Annotated in this window: 21 protein-coding genes; 13 read left to right on the top strand and 8 right to left on the bottom strand. The window is 71.8% G+C overall.

Annotated features, from left to right (window positions below; translation table 11 throughout):
- Positions 1-17 precede the first annotated feature (17 nt).
- The 3 genes from ABD401_RS04730 (at position 18) to ABD401_RS04720 (ending at position 3,297) form a co-directional block, all read left to right on the top strand.
- Entirely contained in the window at positions 18-329 is a 312-nt protein-coding gene (locus ABD401_RS04730) for a DUF1272 domain-containing protein (protein ID WP_344602133.1), read from the top strand.
- Positions 330-590: 261 nt separating this feature from the next.
- Positions 591-2,573, top strand: coding sequence for a flagellar biosynthesis protein FlhA (flhA, locus tag ABD401_RS04725; protein ID WP_425566064.1), 1,983 nt, complete (start codon positions 591-593; stop codon positions 2,571-2,573).
- Positions 2,548-3,297, top strand: a complete 750-nt coding sequence (locus ABD401_RS04720) for a hypothetical protein (RefSeq protein WP_344602131.1) — start codon at positions 2,548-2,550, stop codon at positions 3,295-3,297. Before flhA ends, ABD401_RS04720 begins: the two co-directional genes overlap by 26 nt.
- Here the strand turns inward: ABD401_RS04720 and ABD401_RS04715 are convergent.
- The 4 genes from ABD401_RS04715 to ABD401_RS04700 all read right to left on the bottom strand — a co-directional run bounded on the left by ABD401_RS04715 (position 3,283) and on the right by ABD401_RS04700 (position 7,197).
- Positions 3,283-4,272, bottom strand: coding sequence for a hypothetical protein (locus tag ABD401_RS04715; protein ID WP_344602129.1), 990 nt, complete (start codon positions 4,270-4,272; stop codon positions 3,283-3,285). The genes ABD401_RS04720 and ABD401_RS04715 overlap by 15 nt on opposite strands.
- Positions 4,273-4,330: 58 nt before the next feature.
- Positions 4,331-5,284: a hypothetical protein gene (locus ABD401_RS04710; RefSeq protein WP_344602128.1), complete on the bottom strand. Its 954-nt coding sequence runs from the start codon at positions 5,282-5,284 to the stop codon at positions 4,331-4,333.
- A gap of 131 nt (positions 5,285-5,415) precedes the next feature.
- Positions 5,416-5,865 carry a response regulator gene (locus ABD401_RS04705; protein WP_344602127.1) on the bottom strand — a complete coding sequence of 150 codons (450 nt, stop codon included), beginning with the start codon at positions 5,863-5,865 and terminating at the stop codon, positions 5,416-5,418.
- Positions 5,866-6,093: 228 nt separating this feature from the next.
- Positions 6,094-7,197, bottom strand: a complete 1,104-nt coding sequence (locus tag ABD401_RS04700) for a hypothetical protein (RefSeq protein ID WP_344602126.1) — start codon at positions 7,195-7,197, stop codon at positions 6,094-6,096.
- 190 nt (positions 7,198-7,387) lie between these two features.
- On the opposite strand from ABD401_RS04700, the gene ABD401_RS04695 reads away from it, so the two are divergent.
- From ABD401_RS04695 to ABD401_RS04655, 9 genes are read left to right on the top strand one after another with little or no spacing between them, the layout of a single operon-like run.
- On the top strand, positions 7,388-9,613 hold the full coding sequence (locus tag ABD401_RS04695) for a chemotaxis protein CheA (protein ID WP_344602124.1): 2,226 nt from the start codon (positions 7,388-7,390) through the stop codon (positions 9,611-9,613).
- A gap of 2 nt (positions 9,614-9,615) precedes the next feature.
- Complete coding sequence (locus ABD401_RS04690) at positions 9,616-10,068, top strand: chemotaxis protein CheW (RefSeq protein ID WP_344602122.1); 453 nt, start codon at positions 9,616-9,618, stop codon at positions 10,066-10,068.
- Positions 10,069-10,116: 48 nt separating this feature from the next.
- The gene (locus ABD401_RS04685) at positions 10,117-12,063 is read left to right on the top strand and encodes a methyl-accepting chemotaxis protein (RefSeq protein WP_344602120.1); all 1,947 of its coding nucleotides are present in this window, start codon (positions 10,117-10,119) and stop codon (positions 12,061-12,063) included.
- A gap of 52 nt (positions 12,064-12,115) precedes the next feature.
- A complete protein-coding gene (gene cheB / locus ABD401_RS04680) occupies positions 12,116-13,252 on the top strand; it encodes a chemotaxis-specific protein-glutamate methyltransferase CheB (RefSeq protein ID WP_344602118.1) in 1,137 nt (378 codons plus the stop codon).
- Positions 13,249-14,091 carry a CheR family methyltransferase gene (locus tag ABD401_RS04675; RefSeq protein ID WP_344602116.1) on the top strand — a complete coding sequence of 281 codons (843 nt, stop codon included), beginning with the start codon at positions 13,249-13,251 and terminating at the stop codon, positions 14,089-14,091. Before cheB ends, ABD401_RS04675 begins: the two co-directional genes overlap by 4 nt.
- Positions 14,091-14,468: a response regulator gene (locus ABD401_RS04670; protein ID WP_344602114.1), complete on the top strand. Its 378-nt coding sequence runs from the start codon at positions 14,091-14,093 to the stop codon at positions 14,466-14,468. Before ABD401_RS04675 ends, ABD401_RS04670 begins: the two co-directional genes overlap by 1 nt.
- The gene (locus tag ABD401_RS04665; protein WP_344602112.1) at positions 14,465-14,941 is read left to right on the top strand and encodes a chemotaxis protein CheX; all 477 of its coding nucleotides are present in this window, start codon (positions 14,465-14,467) and stop codon (positions 14,939-14,941) included. The genes ABD401_RS04670 and ABD401_RS04665 overlap by 4 nt, the downstream gene beginning before the upstream one ends.
- A complete protein-coding gene (locus tag ABD401_RS04660; RefSeq protein WP_344602110.1) occupies positions 14,938-15,300 on the top strand; it encodes a response regulator in 363 nt (120 codons plus the stop codon). The genes ABD401_RS04665 and ABD401_RS04660 overlap by 4 nt, the downstream gene beginning before the upstream one ends.
- A gap of 12 nt (positions 15,301-15,312) precedes the next feature.
- Positions 15,313-15,798, top strand: coding sequence for a hypothetical protein (locus ABD401_RS04655; protein ID WP_344602108.1), 486 nt, complete (start codon positions 15,313-15,315; stop codon positions 15,796-15,798).
- A 19-nt stretch (positions 15,799-15,817) separates the two neighbouring features.
- Here ABD401_RS04655 and csrA read toward each other — a convergent pair whose 3' ends face one another.
- Together csrA and ABD401_RS04645 are read right to left on the bottom strand one after the other, a co-directional pair.
- Entirely contained in the window at positions 15,818-16,063 is a 246-nt protein-coding gene (gene csrA, locus ABD401_RS04650; RefSeq protein WP_344602106.1) for a carbon storage regulator CsrA, read from the bottom strand.
- A 171-nt stretch (positions 16,064-16,234) separates the two neighbouring features.
- On the bottom strand, positions 16,235-17,194 hold the full coding sequence (locus ABD401_RS04645; protein ID WP_344602104.1) for a PfkB family carbohydrate kinase: 960 nt from the start codon (positions 17,192-17,194) through the stop codon (positions 16,235-16,237).
- 30 nt (positions 17,195-17,224) lie between these two features.
- On the opposite strand from ABD401_RS04645, the gene ABD401_RS04640 reads away from it, so the two are divergent.
- Positions 17,225-17,773, top strand: coding sequence for a shikimate kinase (locus tag ABD401_RS04640; RefSeq protein WP_344602102.1), 549 nt, complete (start codon positions 17,225-17,227; stop codon positions 17,771-17,773).
- On the opposite strand, the gene ABD401_RS04635 is transcribed toward ABD401_RS04640, so the two are convergent.
- Together ABD401_RS04635 and ABD401_RS04630 are read right to left on the bottom strand one after the other, a co-directional pair.
- Complete coding sequence (locus ABD401_RS04635) at positions 17,727-18,152, bottom strand: flagellar assembly protein FliW (protein WP_344602100.1); 426 nt, start codon at positions 18,150-18,152, stop codon at positions 17,727-17,729. The two genes, ABD401_RS04640 and ABD401_RS04635, sit on opposite strands and share 47 nt — an antisense overlap.
- Positions 18,149-19,045 (bottom strand): flagellin N-terminal helical domain-containing protein, encoded by an 897-nt coding sequence (locus tag ABD401_RS04630; protein WP_344602098.1) that lies wholly within the window; start codon positions 19,043-19,045, stop codon positions 18,149-18,151. The genes ABD401_RS04635 and ABD401_RS04630 overlap by 4 nt, the downstream gene beginning before the upstream one ends.
- Positions 19,046-19,047: the final 2 nt, after the last annotated feature.

Below are 19,047 nucleotides of genomic sequence, written 5' to 3'. Positions count from 1 at the left end.
TCGGGCAGGATCGCGGCATGGCCCTCGAACTGCGCCCGAACTGCGAGTTCTGCGACGTCGACCTGCCGCCGGACTCCCCCGACGCCCGGATCTGCACCTACGAGTGCACGTTCTGCGCCGCCTGCGTGGAGCACGAGCTCCACGACGTCTGCCCGAACTGCGGGGGTGGCTTCGAGAAGCGGCCGGTCCGCCCCGTCCGCGAGTGGCGGCCGGGGCTGTCGCTCGCCCGGCGGCCGGCGTCGACCGAGCGCCGCTCGCTCTCCTACCCGAAGGACGAGATCGCCGCGTTCAGCACGCGCATCCGGGACATTCCGCCCGCCGAACGCTGAGCTCCAGGTCCGGCTCAGGTCCGGGCACCGCGCGCCGATAAGAACGGCGCCAGGAGGGCACCGCGTACCACCCGCCACGGATTCGGCGTTCGTCGTCTCGACCGGGACGACGTCCGATTCGCGGAGGTTGATGACGTGTCGAGCCCCCCGGCTCTCCCGGGTCCGGCGGCCAGCGGACGTAACGGGAAGTCCGGCACGGTGCCGGCGGGACGACGACTGGCAACGGTCGGAATTCCCGTCGGCATCGTGTCGATCGTCGTCATGCTGGTCGTGCCGCTCCCGGCCGTCATGCTCGACGTCCTCATCGCGTCGAACATCGCCGTCAGCCTGCTGATCCTGCTCGTCGCGATGCAGGTGCAGCGGCCCCTCGACTTCGCCGTGTTCCCGTCGCTGATCCTGGTCGCGACGCTGTTCCGGCTCTCGCTGAACGTGTCCTCGACACGTCTGGTCCTCGACGACGGCTACGCCGGCAAGGTGATCGACGCCTTCGGTCACTTCGTGATCAGTGGCAACCTCGTCATCGGTCTGGTCATCTTCCTGATCCTCGTGGTGATCCAGTTCCTCGTCATCACGAACGGCGCCGGCCGCGTCGCGGAGGTCGGGGCGCGCTTCACCCTCGACGCGATGCCCGGCAAGCAGATGGCGATCGACGCCGACCTCAACGCCGGCCTGATCGACGAGGACACCGCCCGCAAGCGCCGCGAGGAGGTCGCCGCCGAGGCGGACTTCTACGGCGCGATGGACGGCGCCAGCAAGTTCGTCAAGGGCGACGCGATCGCCGGCATCATCATCATCCTGATCAACCTGCTCGGCGGGTTCGCCATCGGCGTCATGCAGAACGGCATGACGATGAGCGAGGCGATCTCCAAGTACAGCCTGCTGACCATCGGCGACGGCCTGGTGACGCAGATCCCCGCGCTGCTGCTCTCGGTCGCGACGGGTCTCATCGTCACGCGGTCGACGACCCGCGGCGGCATGGGCGACGACATCGTGGCCCAGTTCGGTGCACAGAAGCACTCGATGCGCCTCGGCGGCGGGTTCGTCCTCGCGCTCTGTGTGATTCCCGGACTGCCGAAGCTGCCGTTCGTGCTCGTCGGTGGCGCACTGCTGATCGCGGCGCAGCGGGTTCCGGACGCGATGGACCCCCGGCCCGAGCCGGAGGAGGCCGCGCCGCCGGTCAACCCCGACTCCCCCGAGCAGCTCGCCGAGGCGATGCGCATCGACCCGATCGAGCTCGAGCTCGCGGCCGACCTGCTCGACCTCGTCGACGCCGGGGTCGGCGGCGACCTCCTGGAGCGGGTGCGCGCACTGCGCCGCAAGGTCGCGATCGAATTCGGCCTCGTCCTCCCGCGGGTGCGCACACGCGACAACCTGGACCTGCCGATGTCGACCTACGCGGTCAAGCTCAACGGGGTCGAGGTCGCGCGCGGCGAGGCTCCGCCCGGGTGCGTGCTCGCGATCGGTGACGGCCTGTCCGGCCTGCCCGGCCGCGCGACGACCGAGCCGGTCTTCGGCCTGCCGGCGACCTGGGTCCCGATGGAGATGCGCGCCCATGCCGAGGTCGCGGGCGCGACGGTCGTCGACCGCGCGTCGGTGCTGACCACGCACCTCGCCGAGGTGGTCCGGGAGCACGCGTCCGAGCTGCTCGGCCGCGAGGACGTCCGCGCCCTGCTCGACCTGACCAAGCGCACGCACCCCAGCGTCGTCGAGGAACTGACGCCGGCTCTGATGTCGGTGGGCGAGGTGCAGCGCGTGCTGCAGGCGCTGCTCGCCGAGCAGGTCCCGATCCGCGACCTGGTCCGGATCTTCGAAGCCCTGTCGCTGCGCGCGAAGGTCTCCCCGGACCTCGACGGACTGGTCGCCGCGGTGCGCACGGTCCTCGGGCCGGCGATCTGCGCGACCCACCTGGTCGACGGGCGCCTGCCGGTGCTGACGTTCGACCCGCTGCTGGAGCAGTCGCTGCTCGAGACCGTCCGGCAGTCCGAGGCGGGCTGGTACCTGATGCTCGACGGCGCCCGGGTCGAGGCGATCGTCTCCGACGCCGTCCGCGCGACCGAGGCCGCCGAGCGGACCGGCCGCACCCCCGTCCTCGTCTGTTCGCCCCAGCTGCGCGCCGCCGTGCGCCGGCTGATCTCCCCGACCCTGCCGCGTCTCGCGGTGCTGTCCTACAACGAGGTCCCCGCCGGCCTCACGATCGATGCGTTGGGAGTGGTGACCGGTGCCGCGGTTGCTGTTGGAGGGTAGGTCCATCACCGAGCTGCTCGCCCAGGTCCGGGCCGAGCACGGCGACGACGTCACCATCGTCGCCGCCGAGAAGGTTCGATCGGGCGGGATCGCGGGCTTCTTCGCCCGCGAGTCCTACGCCCTCACCGTCGAGGTCCCCGGCGGCCCGGGCGAGGGGAACGCCTCGCTCATGCATGAGCAGGGTGTCGAGGGAACCGGGACGAATCGGGCACAGTTCGACCGTCTGCTCATGCATGAGCAGACGGCGGGGGCTTCTGCCGCAGCCACCCCCGCGGCGGCGGCGCAGGAGCCGGGGACGCTGCTCGACCTGGCCGCGGCGATCGACGCCGCGGAGGCGGCGGAGCAGGGCGTGGTGCTCGGGACCGCGCCGATGCACGCGACCGTCCAGCGCCCGACGCTCTCGACCGCGAGCCCGGAGTTCCAGTCGATCCTCGAGCGGCTGACCGCCCTGGACGCGCCGGGGGCTACGACGGGGCAGCCGGGGCCGGAGACCGCCCCGGTCGACCCGTACACGAAGCTGCGCGAGGCTCTGACCGAGATCGCCCCGCACCTCGACCTCAACTCCGGGGTCCCGCTGGTCCTCGTGATCCCCCCGGCCGCGCTCGCGGACCCGGCAGCGCAGCCGGCCCCGGCAGCGCTCGCGGACCCGACAGCGCAGTCGGCCCCGGCCGTGCCCCCGCAGCGCGGTCGGCACCGCCGCAGCCTGGTCTCAGAGCCGAACTGAGTAGCCGTCGGGAGCGTCGCCCCGGAACCACACCCCGCCACCGATCAGGGTCGGGTTGCTGTCCATGCCGAGGGAGAGCCCGGTCAGACGACGTGGCGCGGTGGGGTCCGCGACGTAGAAGCCCTCCACCATCGGATCGTCTGACTCGTCGCCGACCAGGAGCAGCCTGGACCCGTCCGGGCTGGCCGCGGCCGCCCGATAACCGGGCATCCGGGTGATCCGGCCCGTGGACAGGTTCAGCAGCAGCGTCGTGGCGTCGGTGACCACCCCGTTCCGGGCCGGTGCGGTGGCGGCGATCCACCCGTCCCCGGCGACCATGCGGGTCACGTCCGCACGCAGGGGGTAGGCCGTCGTCCGACCGCGACGGTCGCGGACGACGAACTCGTCGTCCGCACGGCCGTCACCGATCCGAAGCAGCGCGTGACGGCCGCCCGGCATCGGCACGATCCCGCGGACGTCGTCGCTCGACCGGAGGACCTGCGTCGTCGTGTGCCGGTCGAGGTCGAAGCCGACGTACCGGTGCGGCCCTCCGGACTCGCCGCCGTCGGCGTAGTACAGCGTGCGTCCGACGATCGCGACGCTCGTCGCGGCCGGACGCCCCAGGCCCGGGACCGGCAACAGGCCCCCGGCCGCGTTGACGAGTCCGAGCCGATCCTCGCCGCCCTCCGCCGCGGCGACGACGAGCAAGCCCTCCGTCGCGGCGACCGAGGAGACCCGCAGTCCGCGCGTGATGCGGTCAAGGCGGTACGGGTCCAGACGCAGGCCGTAGACGTCGGCTGTTTCCGGCGCGTCCGGCGTTCTGCCGATGACGAACGCGTCGTAGTCCGCCAGCACCGGGAGCCGACCGACGAGGGTTTCCCCGCTCAGCGACGAGATCGACGTGCTGTAATTCGCCCCCTCGGAGCAGCCGGCGAGCAGCCCCAACGAGATGACAGCCGTGACGGTGGCGACCCAGCGCCGACGTGTGTTCCCCATGATGTCCCCCCGGACGATCGAGCAGTTCAGTGATGACGTGCGGTGAGTGAGACTCGCGTCAGGAACGAACGCCTCCGCGGACCCAGGTCCCGCTGTAGATCGCGAGCCCCGGAACCGTCCCCACCTCGGTGACCTCTTGCGATTCCGGATCGATGAGGACGAGCGGGCTCGACCGCGGGTCACCCACCCGCCGAGCGAGCAGCCTCGTCCCGTCCGGGCTCCAGCAGACGTCCTGGAACCCGTCGATGCGCTTCGTCTTCCCGGTCTTCAGATTGAGCAGGATCAGGGCTTCCGGTTTGTCGCCGAATCGGTTGTCCGCCGCGTTGATGGTCCCGGACGTCCACTCCGCCCCGACCCCACCGCCGTACACGCGGACTCCGAAGGAGAGCTCACGTGCCTTTCCGTTCGTGCTTTTCAGCACGACGGTGGTCGGTGCGCCGACTACGTCCTGCACCCGGTTGTACAGGACTGCGCCGGAAGCGAGCGGGTACGGCGCCGCCAGGGTCGTGGAGCGTCCGACGACGGTCCGCTTCCGCTTCGCGAGATCGAAGGCCAGGAACCGGCGCGCGTCGGTGTCAACCTCCGGCGCCTCGTAGTGGAGGACCCCGTCGTGCAACACGGGTGCGAATGCGTACGGTCGGCCGAGCCCCGGGACCGGAACCAGGCTTCCGTCACCCTCGACAAGAGCGAGCCGGTCCGCGTCACCGTCGGCTGCGGCCACAGCCACGTGCTCGTCGTCGGCACTCAGCGTCGAGATGCGACGGACCGTCGTGATCCGCTCCGCAATCAACGGGTCGAACCGTAGCCCGTAGACGTCGGCGAACAGCGGATCGTTCTCCTCGCTGGCGAGCACGAACGCGTCGTAGGACGCAAGATCACGACTGACCCCGGGCGTGGTGGTGGCGGGGGCAGAGCTGTCCGCGTCGCTGTCGGAGCAGCCGGAACTGAGCAGCAGGACCGCAGCCGCGGCCGCGGTCGCGGCGCGTCGAACCCTTCCCCGGAGCGCGATCACGAAGTGCATCTCCCCCCGGAGAACCCACGGAGATGTCCCCCCGACATCGACCGCGCGCCGAGCTTAGGGAAGGGTGCCCGAATTGTCCTGAGAGTCCGCTAAGACCCTCCCCGGCCGGGTCCGAGGCACGTTCAGGCGGCGGAGAGCACCGCGTCGATGACGGCGGGGAGTTCGGTCTCGGCCCCCTTCTCGACGTAACCGCGGGCGCCGGCGGCGAGGGCGTCGGCGCCGAGCTCGGCCACGGCGGACCCGGACATCACGATGACCCGGGTCCGCGGCGCGACGGCGAGGAGCAGCGGCAGGGCCTCGAGCCCACCGAGGCCCGGCATCGCGAGGTCGAGCAGGACCACGTCGGGCTGCAGGAGCTCGGCGAGGCCGATGGCCTCGTTGCCGTCGCACGCACCGACGACGAGGTCGAACCGTCCGGTCCGCTCGAGCGCCGCGGTGACGAGCTTGCGCTGGAACGCGCTGTCGTCCGCGATGAGCACCTGCAGCCCGCACCACGTGGTCAGGGACCCCGGCGGGTCGAGGTGAGCCACGGCCTCCGCCGCGTCGGCACCGGTCTCGATCTGCGTGCGCATGTGCATCCGCCTCCCGAATCGACCCCGGGAGAGCTTCGGCGGACGCGGTGATCCAGTGAACGGGCCGATGGTCCCGACTCGAATCGCCTTGCCTGCACTAGAGATGTCATCTTCAGTGCAGGGGGCGGGCCCGACCGCAAAGAGCCGTTACGTCCGGGAAAATGGTCGCCGGAGCAACCACGTACGGGGACGCAAGCCGTGCACTGGAGATGTCATCTTCAGTGCAGGTCAGTGGCCGCGTTGGCGGGGGACGCCGAGGTGATCGTTGAGGTTCTCGACGACGACGCGGATCGCGCGGACGGCGTCGTCCATGCAGTCGAGGGTCCGCTGGACGGACGCGTCGGGGGCGGAGCCGTCGAGAGCGGTGCGGAGCATCAGCCCGGAGGCGAACAGCGACTGCAGGACGTCGTCGTGGACGGTCAGCACGGCGCGCTGGGAGTCCTCGAGGCTGCCGATGCGCTGCTTCGCCGAGCGCAGCGAGGCGTAACTGCCGCGGATCTCACCGACCAGCTTGGAGTTCAGCGCGACGAGGTCGCGGCGGGCCTGGTCGCGCTGCTCGTCGAGCTCGCGCAGGGAGGTGGCGATGCGGATCAGCAACGTCGAGGTCACCACGACGAGCAAGGTCACGAACGCCGCCTCGGTGACGCGTTCGTCCTCCCAGAACAGCCGCTCGCCCTGCATGTGCAGGAAGGTCAGCGCCGGCAGGCCGAGGACGACGGGCGGCAGTGCCCGGCGCAGCATCGCCGCGCCGGCGTCGCCACCGGACCAGACCCAGGGCACCCAGCCGTTCTTCGTCCGCGCCAGCACGGCGAGGGCGAGCAGCACGACCGCGACCGCGGACGGCACGCTCATCGACGAGTGGGAGAACCGCGTCAGCGAATGGGCACCGTAGGTGTAGCCGATCACCAGGAGACCACCGACGCTGCCGGCGCCGATCGCGGCCAGTTGCCGCAACCACCGCCGCGTCGCGGCCTCCGCGACGACGAGGAGCAGGACGCTCACCGCGGTCGCCATCGACATCCGGCCCGACGGCCCGACCTCCAGGCCCGGGGCGCCGAGGTAGTCGGCCACGCAGGCGACCGCGAGCGCGGCGGCTCCGCCGAGGGCGAGTGTCCGGACCAGGCGCACCCGGACGAGGACCGCGACCGCCACCAGGACCACCGCGGCACACGAGGCGACCTTGATGTCGCCACCGTTCGGCAGCGGTTCGTGGAGAACCTCCACCCCGGTCGCGCGCCCGAGCAGACCGGACACACCGACCGCGGCCGCGCCGGCGGCAGCCGTCGCGGCCCAGCCGCCCAGGCTTGCGCGCCGTGCGATGCGCTCGATCATGTCTCCCCCGACTGCTCCTGGCCTGTCGCTGTGCGTCCCTCAACCAGGTCGGTTCCGCCGGATTCGACCTGATGCGACCAACGAACCGAACCTCCGGGACCTAAGTCACCTCAACCACTCCCCCGCCCTGCCGATCAGAGCGGGACAGGCACCCCAGGGACGGGGTGCAGACGCCCCACGGGAGTGCAGCGTGAGCGATCGGCCGGTGTTCGCCGACGGTTTGGACGACATCGCGCAGGAGTTCCTGATCGAGAGCTACGAGAACCTCGACGAACTCGACCGCGCGTTGGTCGCGCTGGAGCGCGAGCCCGACTCGCAGCCCCTGCTCGCCTCCGTCTTCCGCACGATCCACACGATCAAGGGGACGAGCGGCTTCCTCGCGTTCAACCGTCTCGAGGCGGTGACGCACGTGGGCGAGAACGTCCTGTCCAAGCTCCGCGACGGCGAGCTCGCACTCACCCCGCAGATCACGACCGTCCTGCTGCAGATGGTCGACACCGTCCGCGCGCTGCTCGCCAGCATCGAGACCACCGGCGTCGAGGGTGACATCGACGTCGACGCCGTCTCCGCCGCCCTGGCCGGCTGCCTCGAACCCGCCGCCCCGCTGGTCCCCGCCCCCCGCGACGAGGTCGAGCCCGCCGCCGCGCCCGAGCCCGTCGCCGAGATCACCCCCGAGCCCGCGCCCGAGCCGGTCGCGGTCGTCGAGCCCCCGGCCCCGGTCGCTCCCCTGCTCGCGGAGAACTCCACCGACCACGACGAGGAGAACGCGCGCCGCAGCGTCGCGGACTCCAGCATCCGGGTCGACGTCGGCCTGCTCGACCAGCTGATGCGCATGGTCGGCGAGCTGGTGCTGACGCGTAATCAGGTCGTCCAGTACGTCGGCGAGACGCAGCACACCGAGCTCCAGCGGGCGAGCCAGCGCCTGAACCTGATCGCGACCGAGCTGCAGGAGGGCGTCATGAAGACGCGCATGCAGCCGATCGACCAGGTCTGGTCCCGGCTCCCCCGCGTCGTCCGCGACCTCGGGGCGCAGTGCGGCAAGTCCGTGCGCCTCGTCATGGAGGGCCGCGAGACCGAGCTCGACCGGACCCTGCTCGAAGCGGTGAAGGACCCGCTGACCCACCTGGTCCGCAACGCGATCGACCACGGCCTGGAGGCCCCCGAGGTACGCACCGCGGCCGGCAAGCCCGCCGAGGGCACGTTGAGCCTGCGGGCGTACCACGAGGGCGGCCAGGTCGTGGTCGAGGTCGGCGACGACGGTCGCGGCATCGACCCCGCGAAGGTGGCGGCCAAGGCGATCGAGAACGGCCTGGTCTCCCGCGACCAGGTCTCGCGGATGAGCGAGCGCGAGATCGCCGACCTCGTCTTCCGGCCGGGCTTCTCCACCGCCCCGGCGGTGTCGAACATCTCCGGCCGCGGGGTCGGGATGGACGTCGTCCGCACGAACATCGAGAAGATCGGCGGCACCGTCGACCTCGCGTCCGAGATCGGCATGGGCACCACGGTGCGCGTCCGCATCCCGCTGACGCTCGCGATCATCCCCGCCCTGGTCGTCGGCCAGGCCGGCGACACCTACGCGATCCCGCAGGCGAACCTGCTGGAGCTGGTGCGCCTGGAGGGCGAGGCCGCGGAGTCCGGCATCGAGCACGTCGCCGGCGCCCCGGTCTACCGGCTGCGCGGGACGCTGCTCCCGCTCGTCTACCTCGACGAGCAGCTCGGCCTGCCGGCCCCGGCCGAGCGCGAGGCGCTGAACATCGTCGTCCTCGCCGCGGACAACACGCACTTCGGCCTGGTGGTCGAGGAGATCCGGGACACCCAGGAGATCGTGGTCCGCCCGCTCTCCCGTCAGATCAAGCACGTCGAGACGTTCGCCGGCGCGACGATCACCGGTGACGGCAAGGTCGCGCTGATCCTCGACGTCGCCGGCATCGCGCAGCGCGCGACGCACCAGACGGTGGCCGCGACCGCCGCACGCATGACCGAGTCCGAGCGCAGCCGCACCACCGAGACCACCCGCCTGCTGATCTGCCAGGTCGGCGCCGACCGCCGCCTGGCCCTGCCGATGACCGACGTGGCGCGGCTGGAGGAGTTCAGCGTCGACCAGGTCGAGAAGGCCGGCAACGCCGACGTCGTGCAGTACCGCGGCGACCTGCTCCGCCTCGTCCACGTCGGGCCACTGCTCGGCATGGGCTCGGCGAACGCCGACGCGGAGACCTACTCGGTCGTCGTCCACCGGCACGAGAACGACGCGGCCGTCGGCCTCGTCGTCGACAGCATCCTCGACGTGATCGAGGAGGAGGTCGTCCTCTCCGCCGTCGGCGCCCGCCGCGGCCTGGCCGGCTCCGCGGTCCTGCAGTCGCGGGTCACCGACATCGTCGACGTCCCGGCGCTCGTCGCCGCGACCCAGGAGAACTGACCATGAATCAGCCCCGTCAGCTCTGCACGTTCACCGTCGACGACCTCTACCTGGGCGTGGACGTCATGGAGGTGCAGGAGGTCATCCGCTACCAGGAGATGACCGCGGTCCCGCTCGCTCCCGAGGTCGTGCGCGGTCTGATCAACCTGCGCGGCCAGATCGTCACCGCCCTCGACCTGCGCCGGATGCTCAACCTCCCGCCGCTGGAGGGCGACGAACTGCCGACCAACGTCGTCATCCGCGACGGCGCCGACGAGGCGGTCAGCCTCCTCGTCGACCAGATCGGCGACGTCGTCGACACCGACCCGGCCGACTTCGAACCGCCCCCGCCGACCCTGTCGGGACCGGCCCGCGAACTCGTGCTCGGCGCCTACAAACTCCCGCACACGCTGCTCCTCGTGCTGGACACCGAACGCGTACAGAACTCCCAGCGACCCGCCGCGGCGCGGGTCTGACCCTCCCTCACACCCCACCGCATTCGCCCGCCCTCCCGAGGAGAACCGATGTCCAGCACCACCGCGAACAACCGGGCCCAGTCCGTGCCGGCTCCCGCCCGCAACGGTCGCTCCGCGCCGGCCAAGGCCAAGGCCCCGAGCGGCGAGCTCGACCTCGCCTCCCTCCGTTCGGTGATCGACAACGTCCCGTCGCGCGTCATGCTCTGCGACCGCGACCTGGTCGTCCGCTACGTCAACAAGGCCTCGATGGAGGGGCTGAAGGAGCTCGAGGAGTTCCTGCCGATCTCGGCCGAGGAGGTGCTCGGCGCGAACATCGACATCTTCCACAAGAACCCGGCGTTCCAGCGCGGCGTCCTCGCGTCGCCGGAGAATCTGCCGCGAAAGAACTACATCCAGGTCGGCCCGCAGACCCTCGACCTCGCGGTCCAGCCGATCTTCGACGACAACGGCGTCTACGTCGGCGCGATGGCGTCGTGGGAGAACGTCACCGAGCAGCTCGCCACCGAGGCCGCCCGCCGCGACGCCGAGATCGACGCCGCCGCGGTCAACAAGGTGCTCGCCGGGCTCGCCGGTGCGCGCAGCAACGACGAGGCGATCCAGCTCGCGCTCGACGCCGTCCGCGAGTCGTACGAGTGGGCGTACAGCTCGTTCTGGGCGCTCGACCCGAACGACCGGACGCTGAAGTTCGCGCAGGAGTCCGGCAACGCCGGCGAGGAGTTCGCCCGCGTCACCCGGACCGCCTCGTTCAAGGAGGGCGTCGGCCTCTCCGGGCGCGCGTGGAAGAACCGCGACCTGTTCTTCACCCCGGACATCGGCGAGATGACCGACTGCGTCCGCGCCCCGATCGCGCAGCGCGTCGGCGTCAAGTCCGGCGTCTGCTTCCCGATTCTCGTCGACGGCGAGGTCGTCGGCACGATGGACTTCTTCATGCTCGAGACGCTCGAGCCGAGCCCGCAGCGGCTCGACGCGCTCCGCAACGTGGGCCGTCTGGTCTCGCAGGCGATCGAGCGCATCCGCAAGGAGGAGGCCGACCGCGCCGCGGGCGAGGTGCTCCGCGCGCAGGTCGACCAGATGCTCGACGTCGTCTCCGCGGCCGCCGCCGGCGACCTGACCCGCGACATCACCGTCTCCGGTGACGACGCGATCGGGCAGATGGGCGAGGGCCTGTCCGCGTTCCTCGGCACGCTGCGCTCGTCGATGTCCGAGATCGGGCAGACCGCGCAGGCGCTGGCCGCGGCCGGCGAGGAGCTCTCCGCCGTGTCCGAGCAGATGATCTCCAACGCGACCTCCACGTCCTCGCAGGCCGAGTCGGCGTCGGGCATCTCGTCCGAGGTCGCCTCGAACATCGAGACGGTCGCGACCGCCGCCGAGCAGATGACCGCGTCCATCGCGGAGATCGCCCGCAACGCCTCCTCCGCCGCGGACGTGGCCGGCCAGGCCGTCGAGGGCGCCGCGTCCGCCAACCGCACCGTGTCGAACCTCGGCGACTCCTCCCAGGAGATCGGCAAGGTCATCAAGGTCATCACCTCGATCGCGCAGCAGACCAACCTGCTCGCGCTCAACGCCACCATCGAGGCCGCGCGCGCCGGCGAGGCGGGCAAGGGCTTCGCGGTCGTCGCGAACGAGGTCAAGGAACTGGCCAAGGAGACGGCTCGGGCGACCGAGGACATCTCGGGGAAGATCGAGGCCATCCAGGCCGACACGACCTCCGCCGTCACGGCGATCGGTCAGATCTCCACGGTCATCAACCAGATCTCGGACATCCAGAACACGATCTCCTCGGCCGTCGAGGAGCAGACCGCGACGACGAACGAGATCGCGCGCAGCGTCTCGTCCGCCGCCGGCGGCTCCGGCGAGATCTCCCGCAGCATCGGCACCGTGGCCGAGGCGGCCCAGAGCACCCGCCAGGGCGCCGAGGACAGCCAGCGCGCCGCCGCCGAACTCGCGGCCATGGCCGCCGAGCTGCAGCGCCTCCTGGGCCAGTTCCAGTTCTGAGCCCACGCACGCGAACCAAGCCCGCACGAGCACCCCTTTCCGGAGGAGCCACATGCCACCGATCCGCGTCCTCGTGGTCGACGACACCGTCGTCGTCCGCCGGCTGGTCGCCGACGTGATCGCCGGGGCCGAGGGCATCGAGGTGGTCGGGACGGCGGCGCACGGCCAGCTCGCCCTGGACCAGATCCCGGTGTGCAAGCCCGACGTCGTCACGCTCGACGTCGAGATGCCGGTGATGGACGGGCTGGCCACGCTCGCGGAGATCCGCAAGCGCTGGCCGAAGCTGCCGGTGATCATGTTCAGCACGCTCACCTCGCGGGGGGCGTCGGCGACGCTCGACGCGCTCGCACTCGGCGCGAACGACTACGTCACGAAGCCCACGGCGCTGCGGGACCGGGAGGCAGCGTTGGCCGCAGTGCGGTCGTCGCTGGTCCCGCTGCTCAAGCTGTGGGGCCGGGTCGGCGCTGCGGACGCTCGGCGGAGTGCCGCCGGGCCGACCGCGGCGCCGGCCCCGGACCGGACGGTCCCGGCGGCGCCGGTGGCCCCCGCCCCGCGGCAGCCGGAGCTCGACGGCCGTCCGCCGCTGGGCGTCGTCATCGGCGTCTCCACCGGTGGCCCGGTGGCGCTGTCCACCGTGGTCCCGGCGCTGCCGGCCGACCTCGGCGTGCCCGTGGTGATCGTCCAGCACATGCCGCCGGTGTTCACCAAGCTGCTCGCCGAGCGGCTCGACGCGGCCAGCCCGCTCGACGTCGTGGAGGCGGCGGACCTGATGCCGCTGACGCCCGGCCGGGTCTACATCGCGGCCGGTGGCTTCCACCTCACGATGACAACAGTGCGCGGCATGCAGGTCCTCCGGCTCGACGACGGGCCGATGGAGAACTCCTGCAAGCCCGCCGTGGACGTGACGCTCCGTCACGCCAAGGCGCTGTGGGGCCCGCGGACCCTGACGGTGATCCTCACCGGCATGGGCAGCGACGGCCTCGCCGGAGCGCGGGACCTCCGCGCCGCCGGCGGCCGGGTGATCGCCCAGGACGCCGAGACCTCGGTCGTCTGGGGCATGCCCGGCGCGGTGACCAAGGCCGGCGTCGCCGACTCGGTCCTGCCGCTGTCCCGCATCGCGCCCACCATCGTCGACACGGTGCGCGGCGCCAGAACCGCCGTCCCGACGGCCGCCGGAGTGCTGAGATGACCTCCACCACCGTCACCGAGGCGAGCGCCGCCGACCTGAAGGTCGTCGCGCAGTTCGTCGAGAGCCGCTCCGCGATCCTCTGCCCGGAGGACAAGTACTACCTGTTCGAGGCGCGGCTGCGCCCGGTTCTGCGCAAGCACGACCTGCCCGGTCTGACCGAGCTGGCCGCCGCGCTGCGCAAGGGCCCGCCGCCGGCGCTGGCCGAGGCCGTCATCGAGGCGATGACCACGAACGAGACCTCGTGGTTCCGCGACGTGCACCCGTTCGACGCGATCCGCACCGGGATCCTTCCGGAACTGATCGCCGCGCGGCAGAGCACGCGCAGGCTCGCGGTCTGGAGCGCGGCGTGCTCGACGGGGCAGGAGCTCTACAGCCTCGCGATGATGCTCGACCTCCAGTTCCCCGAGGTCGCGGGCTGGGACGTCGCGCTGCACGGCACCGACATCAACCTCGAGGTGCTCGCGCAGGCGAAGGCTGCGCGGTACTCGGCCCTCGAGGTCAACCGCGGGCTGCCGGCGCAGTACCTCGCGCGGTACTTCGAGCGGGAGGGCGCGTCCTACGTCCTCGCCGAGCGGGTCCGTTCCCGGGCGACCTTCACCCAGCTCAACTTCGTCGGGCCTTGGCCGGTGCTGCCGCGCTTCGACCTGGTGCTCTGCCGCAACGTGCTCATCTACTTCGACATCGAGGTCCGGGCGCGGATCGTCCGGAAGATCCGCGACACCCTCGCCCCCGGTGGCTACCTCGTGCTCGGCAGCTCCGAGACGTCCGTCGGAGACGTCGACGGCTTCACCCGCGTCGTGTTCGGGCGCACCACCGTCTACCGAAAGGAAGCCCGCTGATGCTGGCCATGGTCATCGACGACTCCCGGGCGATGCGCGCCATCCTCCGCCGGATCGTCACCGAACTCGGCTTCGAGTGCACCGAGGCCGGCGACGGCCAGGAAGCCCTCGACAAGATGCGCGCCGGTGAGGTCCCCGAGCTCTGTCTCGTCGACTGGAACATGCCGGTCCTCGACGGTCTCTCGTTCATCCAGGCCGTCCGCGCGACGGCGGAGTGGCGCAACATCACGCTGATGATGGTGACCACCGAGGGCGAGCAGGCGCAGATCGTCCGCGCCCTCGCCGCCGGCGCCCACGAGTACGTCATCAAGCCGTTCACGCCGGACGCCATCGAGGAGAAGCTTCAGCTCCTGGGGCTGGTGGGGGTGCGCGCATGAGCACCCTGATGCTCGCGACCGACGAGCTCCGCGGCCTGATCGACGACATCTGGACCTCGCTGTTCGAGACCCCGCTGGACCAGGACGCCCCGATGCCGGACGACCCGGTCACGGCCTTCGTCGACATCAGCGGCGGCTGGCAGGGCCGCGTCCTCGTCGCCACGACGACCGAGGGCGCGCTGGCGCTCGCCGCGCACATGCTGGCCGTGCCGGAGTCGACGGTCCGCGAGGCCGACCTCGCCGACGCGATCGGCGAGCTGGCCAACATCGTCGGCGGCTCGGTGAAGTCCTGCGTCGACGGGCAGTCGACGCTCTCGCTGCCGAACGTCTCGCGCTTCGCCCCCGGTGCGCCGGGGCCGGACGCGCTGCAGGTCCTCGCGACCTGGCACCACCACCCGCTGTGCATCCGGGTCGCACCCGCGCGCCCGCTGATCCCCGCCCGGCGATCCAGTTCTGAAGGGAGCACGTCGTGAAGGTCCTGATCGTCGACGACAGCCGGGTGATGCGCCAGATCGTGTCGCGCACTCTCCGGCAGGCCGGCTTCGACGACCTCGATCTGGTCGAGGCCGAGAACGGCCGCCAGGGTTGCGAGCAGGTGCGCTCCGAGCGCCCCGACCTCGTCCTGTCCGACTGGAACATGCCCGAGATGAGCGGCATCGAGTTCCTGCGCAACCTCCGCGACACCGGGGACCAGACCCCGTTCGGCTTTGTGACCAGTGAGGGCACCGCCGAGATGCGCGAGACCGCGACCGCCGCCGGGGCCCTGTTCCTCGTCGCCAAGCCGTTCACGCCCGAGGCGTTCGCCGAGGTGCTGTCCCCCGTCCTCGGTTAGGAGTCTTCCGCCATGGCCACCCTGGTCCTGCCCAGCCCGAAGGACGTCCGCGACCTGGTCGAGGGCCTCCTCGGGCGGGACGTCACCGTCTCCCCGGGCCGTCCCGTCGTCCCCACTGCGGACGTGCGGGCGGCCGTCGGCGTCTACGTCGACGACAACCTCAACCTCGCCGCCGCGGCGGCCGCCGACCTCCCGTTCTGCGCGTTCGCCGGCAGCGCCCTGGGCCTGATCCCGGTCGCGCACGCCGAGGGCGCGTCCGAGGAGGGCCTCACGGCCGCGATGTGGGAGAACTTCGCCGAGATCCTCAACGTCGGCGCGGCCCTGCTCAACCGCGACGGGGCCGCCCACCTGCGGCTGTACTCGACGACGTCCCCCGCCGAGCTCCCAGCACCCGACGTCGCCGAGCTCCTGCGCGGGTTCGGCAACCGCATCGACCTGACGATCGACATCGCCGGCTACGGCGCCGGCTCGCTCTCGATCGTCCGGAAGGCCTTCTGACCCTCGTTGCGTCGCTGTGTCAGTCGTGCATCGGCGGCGGGATCTTGAGGTGCTTGCTCAGCTCCGCCTCCGCCGCCGGGTCCGACCCGGCCGCCTCGCGGTTGGCCTGCTCCAGCGCCCGGTAGACCTCTTCGCGGTGGACCTTCACGTCCCGGGGCGCGTCGATCCCGATCCGGACCACGTCCCCACGCACCTCGAGCACCGTCACGACGATGTCGGAGCCGATCATCACGCTCTCGCCCTGGGAGCGACTCAGCACGAGCACCCCTGGTCCCCTTCCCTGGGAGGCGGCGGCACTTCCGTGCGCCGCGCCGTCTGTCCGCGAGCTTAGGGGACGTTGCCCGTGCGTCCGACGATCTGGTCGCTATTGCAACGACTTCTTCGGCCGCATCGCTGCCAAGAAAGGGTGACACCCCTTACTCCGCAGTAAGGGGTGTCACCCCTTTTTTACAGCGGGGAGGGGGCGAATCCGCTTCTGCACCGCGGCGAGGACGGGGGCGAGGGCGGCGGGATCGGGGTAGGACTCCTGGCTCCCGTAGCCGGTGACGGCGCAGGTGGCGGCGGCGACGGCGGAGGCCGCGGCGTCGAGAGCGGACCGGCCGGCGAGCAGGGCGACGGCGAGGGCGCCGGCGAAGGCGTCCCCGGCGCCGGTGGCGTCGACGACCTCGGCGTCCGGAGCCTCGATCAGCGTCACCCCGTCAGCGGTGGCTGTGACGCAGCCACCGCCCGCGAGCTTGACGTGGACGACGGCCGCGCCGCGCGCCCGCAGAGCTTCCGCCGCCCGGGCAGCCTCCGCCGGCCCGGACACCGCGATCCCGGTCAGCTCCTTCGCTTCGGTGTGATCGGGCGTCAGATGATCGGTCAGGGCCAGGAGCTCGTCGCTCACCCGCGTCGGAGGTGCAGGGTCGAGAACCGTGACGAAGCCCCGTTCCCGCGCCGCCTCCAGGGCCGCCCGCACCAGCGCGACCGGGACCTCGCAGTCGACGGTCACGACGCTGCCGTCGGGGGCCGCGTCGACCTCGAGCGCGACCTTGGCCTCGTCCTCACCCCAGGCGTCGTTGGCGTTCGGCACGCGCAGGATCGTCTTTCCCCCGTCGGCGGGGACGACGATGCTCGCGTACCCCGTCGGGCCCGGCCGTCGGCGCACCGCGCGCAGGTTCACCCCCGCGGCCTCGGGTCCACGCAGCGCCTGGGCGGCCAGGTCGTCGTCCCCGACCCCCGCCAGCAGCCGGGCCGGCGCTCCGAGCCGGGCTGCGAGCACGGCACGGTTCCCGGCCTTCCCACCCGAGGTCCGCAGCAGCGAGTGCGCCGCGAGGCTCCCCGGGCCCGCGGGCGAGCTCTCGGTCCGGACGACGAAGTCGGCGTTGACGCTGCCCAGCGCGAGAACGGCACCCATGACGGGCCCCTACCCGGGTAGACGACGGGAATGGGCAACACGCGGCGGATCGCGCTGGTCGGTCTGATGGGCAGCGGCAAGACGACGGTCGGCGAGGCGCTGGCGCAGCGGCTCGCCGTGGCGTACCTCGACAACGACCGGGAGCTCATCGCCCGCTTCGGGGAGACGGCCGCCGGACTGACGGCCCGTTACGGGCTCGACGCCGCGCACGCCGCCGAGGCCGCGGTCCTGCTCGACGTGCTCGCCGGGGACGGCCCCGCGATCGTCACCGCGGCGGCGTCGACGATCGAGAGCGCGGCGTGCCGGCGGGCGCTGGCCGAGCGCGCGTTCGTCGTCTGGCTCCGGGCCGACCCGCAGCATCTCGCCGCGCGCGCGAGCGCCGGCGCCGGCCGGCCCTGGGACGTCGACGTCGAGGCCCAGCTCCGGGCCCAGGTCCGCGGGCGCCACCCGCTCTACGAGCGGGTGGCCGACCTGACGACGGACACGTCCGACCTGGATCCGAGCCAGACCGTCGACCTGCTGGTGCGCCGGATCAGGCGGCGGACAACGAGGCCCTTAGCGGCAGTTCCGGGTCACTGAGCACGACCTGCGCCGCGCGCAGGGTCACGGTGTTGACGATGATCGGCGCCATCAGGTTCGCGGTCGCGTCGGCGATCGAGGCCCCCGCGTTGACGATGACGAGCACCAGCGCGTCCTCGGCCCGCGTCAGGCCGAGGGTCTCCGCCCAGTCGTCGCTGATCTCCGGCGCGTAGTCCGGGAACACCGGACCGGGCGGCATGACGAGGAACCGCACCTCGCGGTCCTCCAGCGACTGCAGCGCGCACACGATCGACGCGGGGTCGATCTCGGTGAGCGCGAAGGACCGGTGCCCGGGGAAGCCCGCGATCGGTCCGACGAACTCCAGCGCCGGGACCGCCTCGTCCTCGGTACCGGGCAGCATCTCCACCGCCGCGGTCATCGGAGGAAGTCCACGAGCGAGGGGGTGACCACCCGTTGGGTGGCGGCCAGGGCGGCCTGCTGGGCGACCTGCGCGAGCGAGAGCTCGACGATGGCCGAGGGCAGGTCCACGTCCTCGACCTCCGAGAGCGACGCCTTCAGGGTGAGGATCCGGTCGTCGGCGGCGGAGCGCATCTGCTCGACCCGGTTGTAGGCGGCGCCGACCTCCGCGACCTTGCCGGCGATGCGCTTCATCGCCGTGTCGAGGTCGCCGAGCCCGGTGTTGAGCGCCGTGTGGTCTCCGGCGCGCAGTGCGGCCGAGATGTCGTCGAGCACCTGGAACAGGTCCGCCCCCGCGGGCCCGAACACCTCCGGCCCGGTCTGGTCGACGCGGACGGTCGCGTTCGCCCCGACCGTGCGCAGGATCGGCGGCGAGGTCGCCGGCCCGACGTAGGTGCCGGACGCGTCGTACGCCTGCGCCCCACCGGTCGTGCCGCCGAACACCGGGCGGTCGAGGTAGCGCGTGTTCGCCAGCCCGATCAGGCCCTGCCGCAGCTGGTCGATCTCCGCGGCCAGCGCCTCGCCCGAGGTGGCCGAGGCCGCCCCGGAGTTCAGGCCGGTCAGCGTGAGGTCCCGCGCGCGCCGGACGGAGGACAGTGCGCTCGTCAGGCTCTGGTCGATGGTGCCGAGCCAGCCGAGGCCGTCGTCGGCGTTGCGCGACCACTGCGTGTTGTCGCGGATCTCGGCGCGCATCTGCATCGCGGAGACCGTGCCCGTCGGCGAGTCCGAGGGCTTCGAGATCAGCTTGCCGCTCGAGAGCTGCTGCTGGATTCCGCTGAGCCGGGTCAGGTTGTTCTGCAACCCCGCCAACGTGGTCGTTGCGATCGAGCGCTGGGTGATGCGTCCGATGGTCATGC

The organism is Sporichthya brevicatena, from assembly GCF_039525035.1.
GTDB lineage: Bacteria > Actinomycetota > Actinomycetes > Sporichthyales > Sporichthyaceae > Sporichthya > Sporichthya brevicatena.
This window is presented reverse-complemented; position numbering and strand designations above follow the sequence as displayed.

Coding starts and splice junctions, on each gene's coding strand:
- ABD401_RS04670 (WP_344602114.1), top strand. CDS start 14,091: ATGCTGGCCATGGTCATCGACGACTCCCGGGCGATGCGCGCCATCCTC.
- ABD401_RS04675 (WP_344602116.1), top strand. CDS start 13,249: ATGACCTCCACCACCGTCACCGAGGCGAGCGCCGCCGACCTGAAGGTC.
- ABD401_RS04690 (WP_344602122.1), top strand. CDS start 9,616: ATGAATCAGCCCCGTCAGCTCTGCACGTTCACCGTCGACGACCTCTAC.
- ABD401_RS04685 (WP_344602120.1), top strand. CDS start 10,117: ATGTCCAGCACCACCGCGAACAACCGGGCCCAGTCCGTGCCGGCTCCC.
- flhA (WP_425566064.1), top strand. CDS start 591: ATGCTGGTCGTGCCGCTCCCGGCCGTCATGCTCGACGTCCTCATCGCG.
- ABD401_RS04665 (WP_344602112.1), top strand. CDS start 14,465: ATGAGCACCCTGATGCTCGCGACCGACGAGCTCCGCGGCCTGATCGAC.
- ABD401_RS04645 (WP_344602104.1), bottom strand. CDS start 17,194: ATGGGTGCCGTTCTCGCGCTGGGCAGCGTCAACGCCGACTTCGTCGTC.
- ABD401_RS04655 (WP_344602108.1), top strand. CDS start 15,313: ATGGCCACCCTGGTCCTGCCCAGCCCGAAGGACGTCCGCGACCTGGTC.
- cheB (WP_344602118.1), top strand. CDS start 12,116: ATGCCACCGATCCGCGTCCTCGTGGTCGACGACACCGTCGTCGTCCGC.
- ABD401_RS04635 (WP_344602100.1), bottom strand. CDS start 18,152: ATGACCGCGGCGGTGGAGATGCTGCCCGGTACCGAGGACGAGGCGGTC.
- ABD401_RS04730 (WP_344602133.1), top strand. CDS start 18: ATGGCCCTCGAACTGCGCCCGAACTGCGAGTTCTGCGACGTCGACCTG.
- ABD401_RS04630 (WP_344602098.1), bottom strand. CDS start 19,045: ATGACCATCGGACGCATCACCCAGCGCTCGATCGCAACGACCACGTTG.
- ABD401_RS04640 (WP_344602102.1), top strand. CDS start 17,225: ATGGGCAACACGCGGCGGATCGCGCTGGTCGGTCTGATGGGCAGCGGC.
- ABD401_RS04705 (WP_344602127.1), bottom strand. CDS start 5,865: ATGCGCACGCAGATCGAGACCGGTGCCGACGCGGCGGAGGCCGTGGCT.
- ABD401_RS04700 (WP_344602126.1), bottom strand. CDS start 7,197: ATGATCGAGCGCATCGCACGGCGCGCAAGCCTGGGCGGCTGGGCCGCG.
- ABD401_RS04715 (WP_344602129.1), bottom strand. CDS start 4,272: ATGGGGAACACACGTCGGCGCTGGGTCGCCACCGTCACGGCTGTCATC.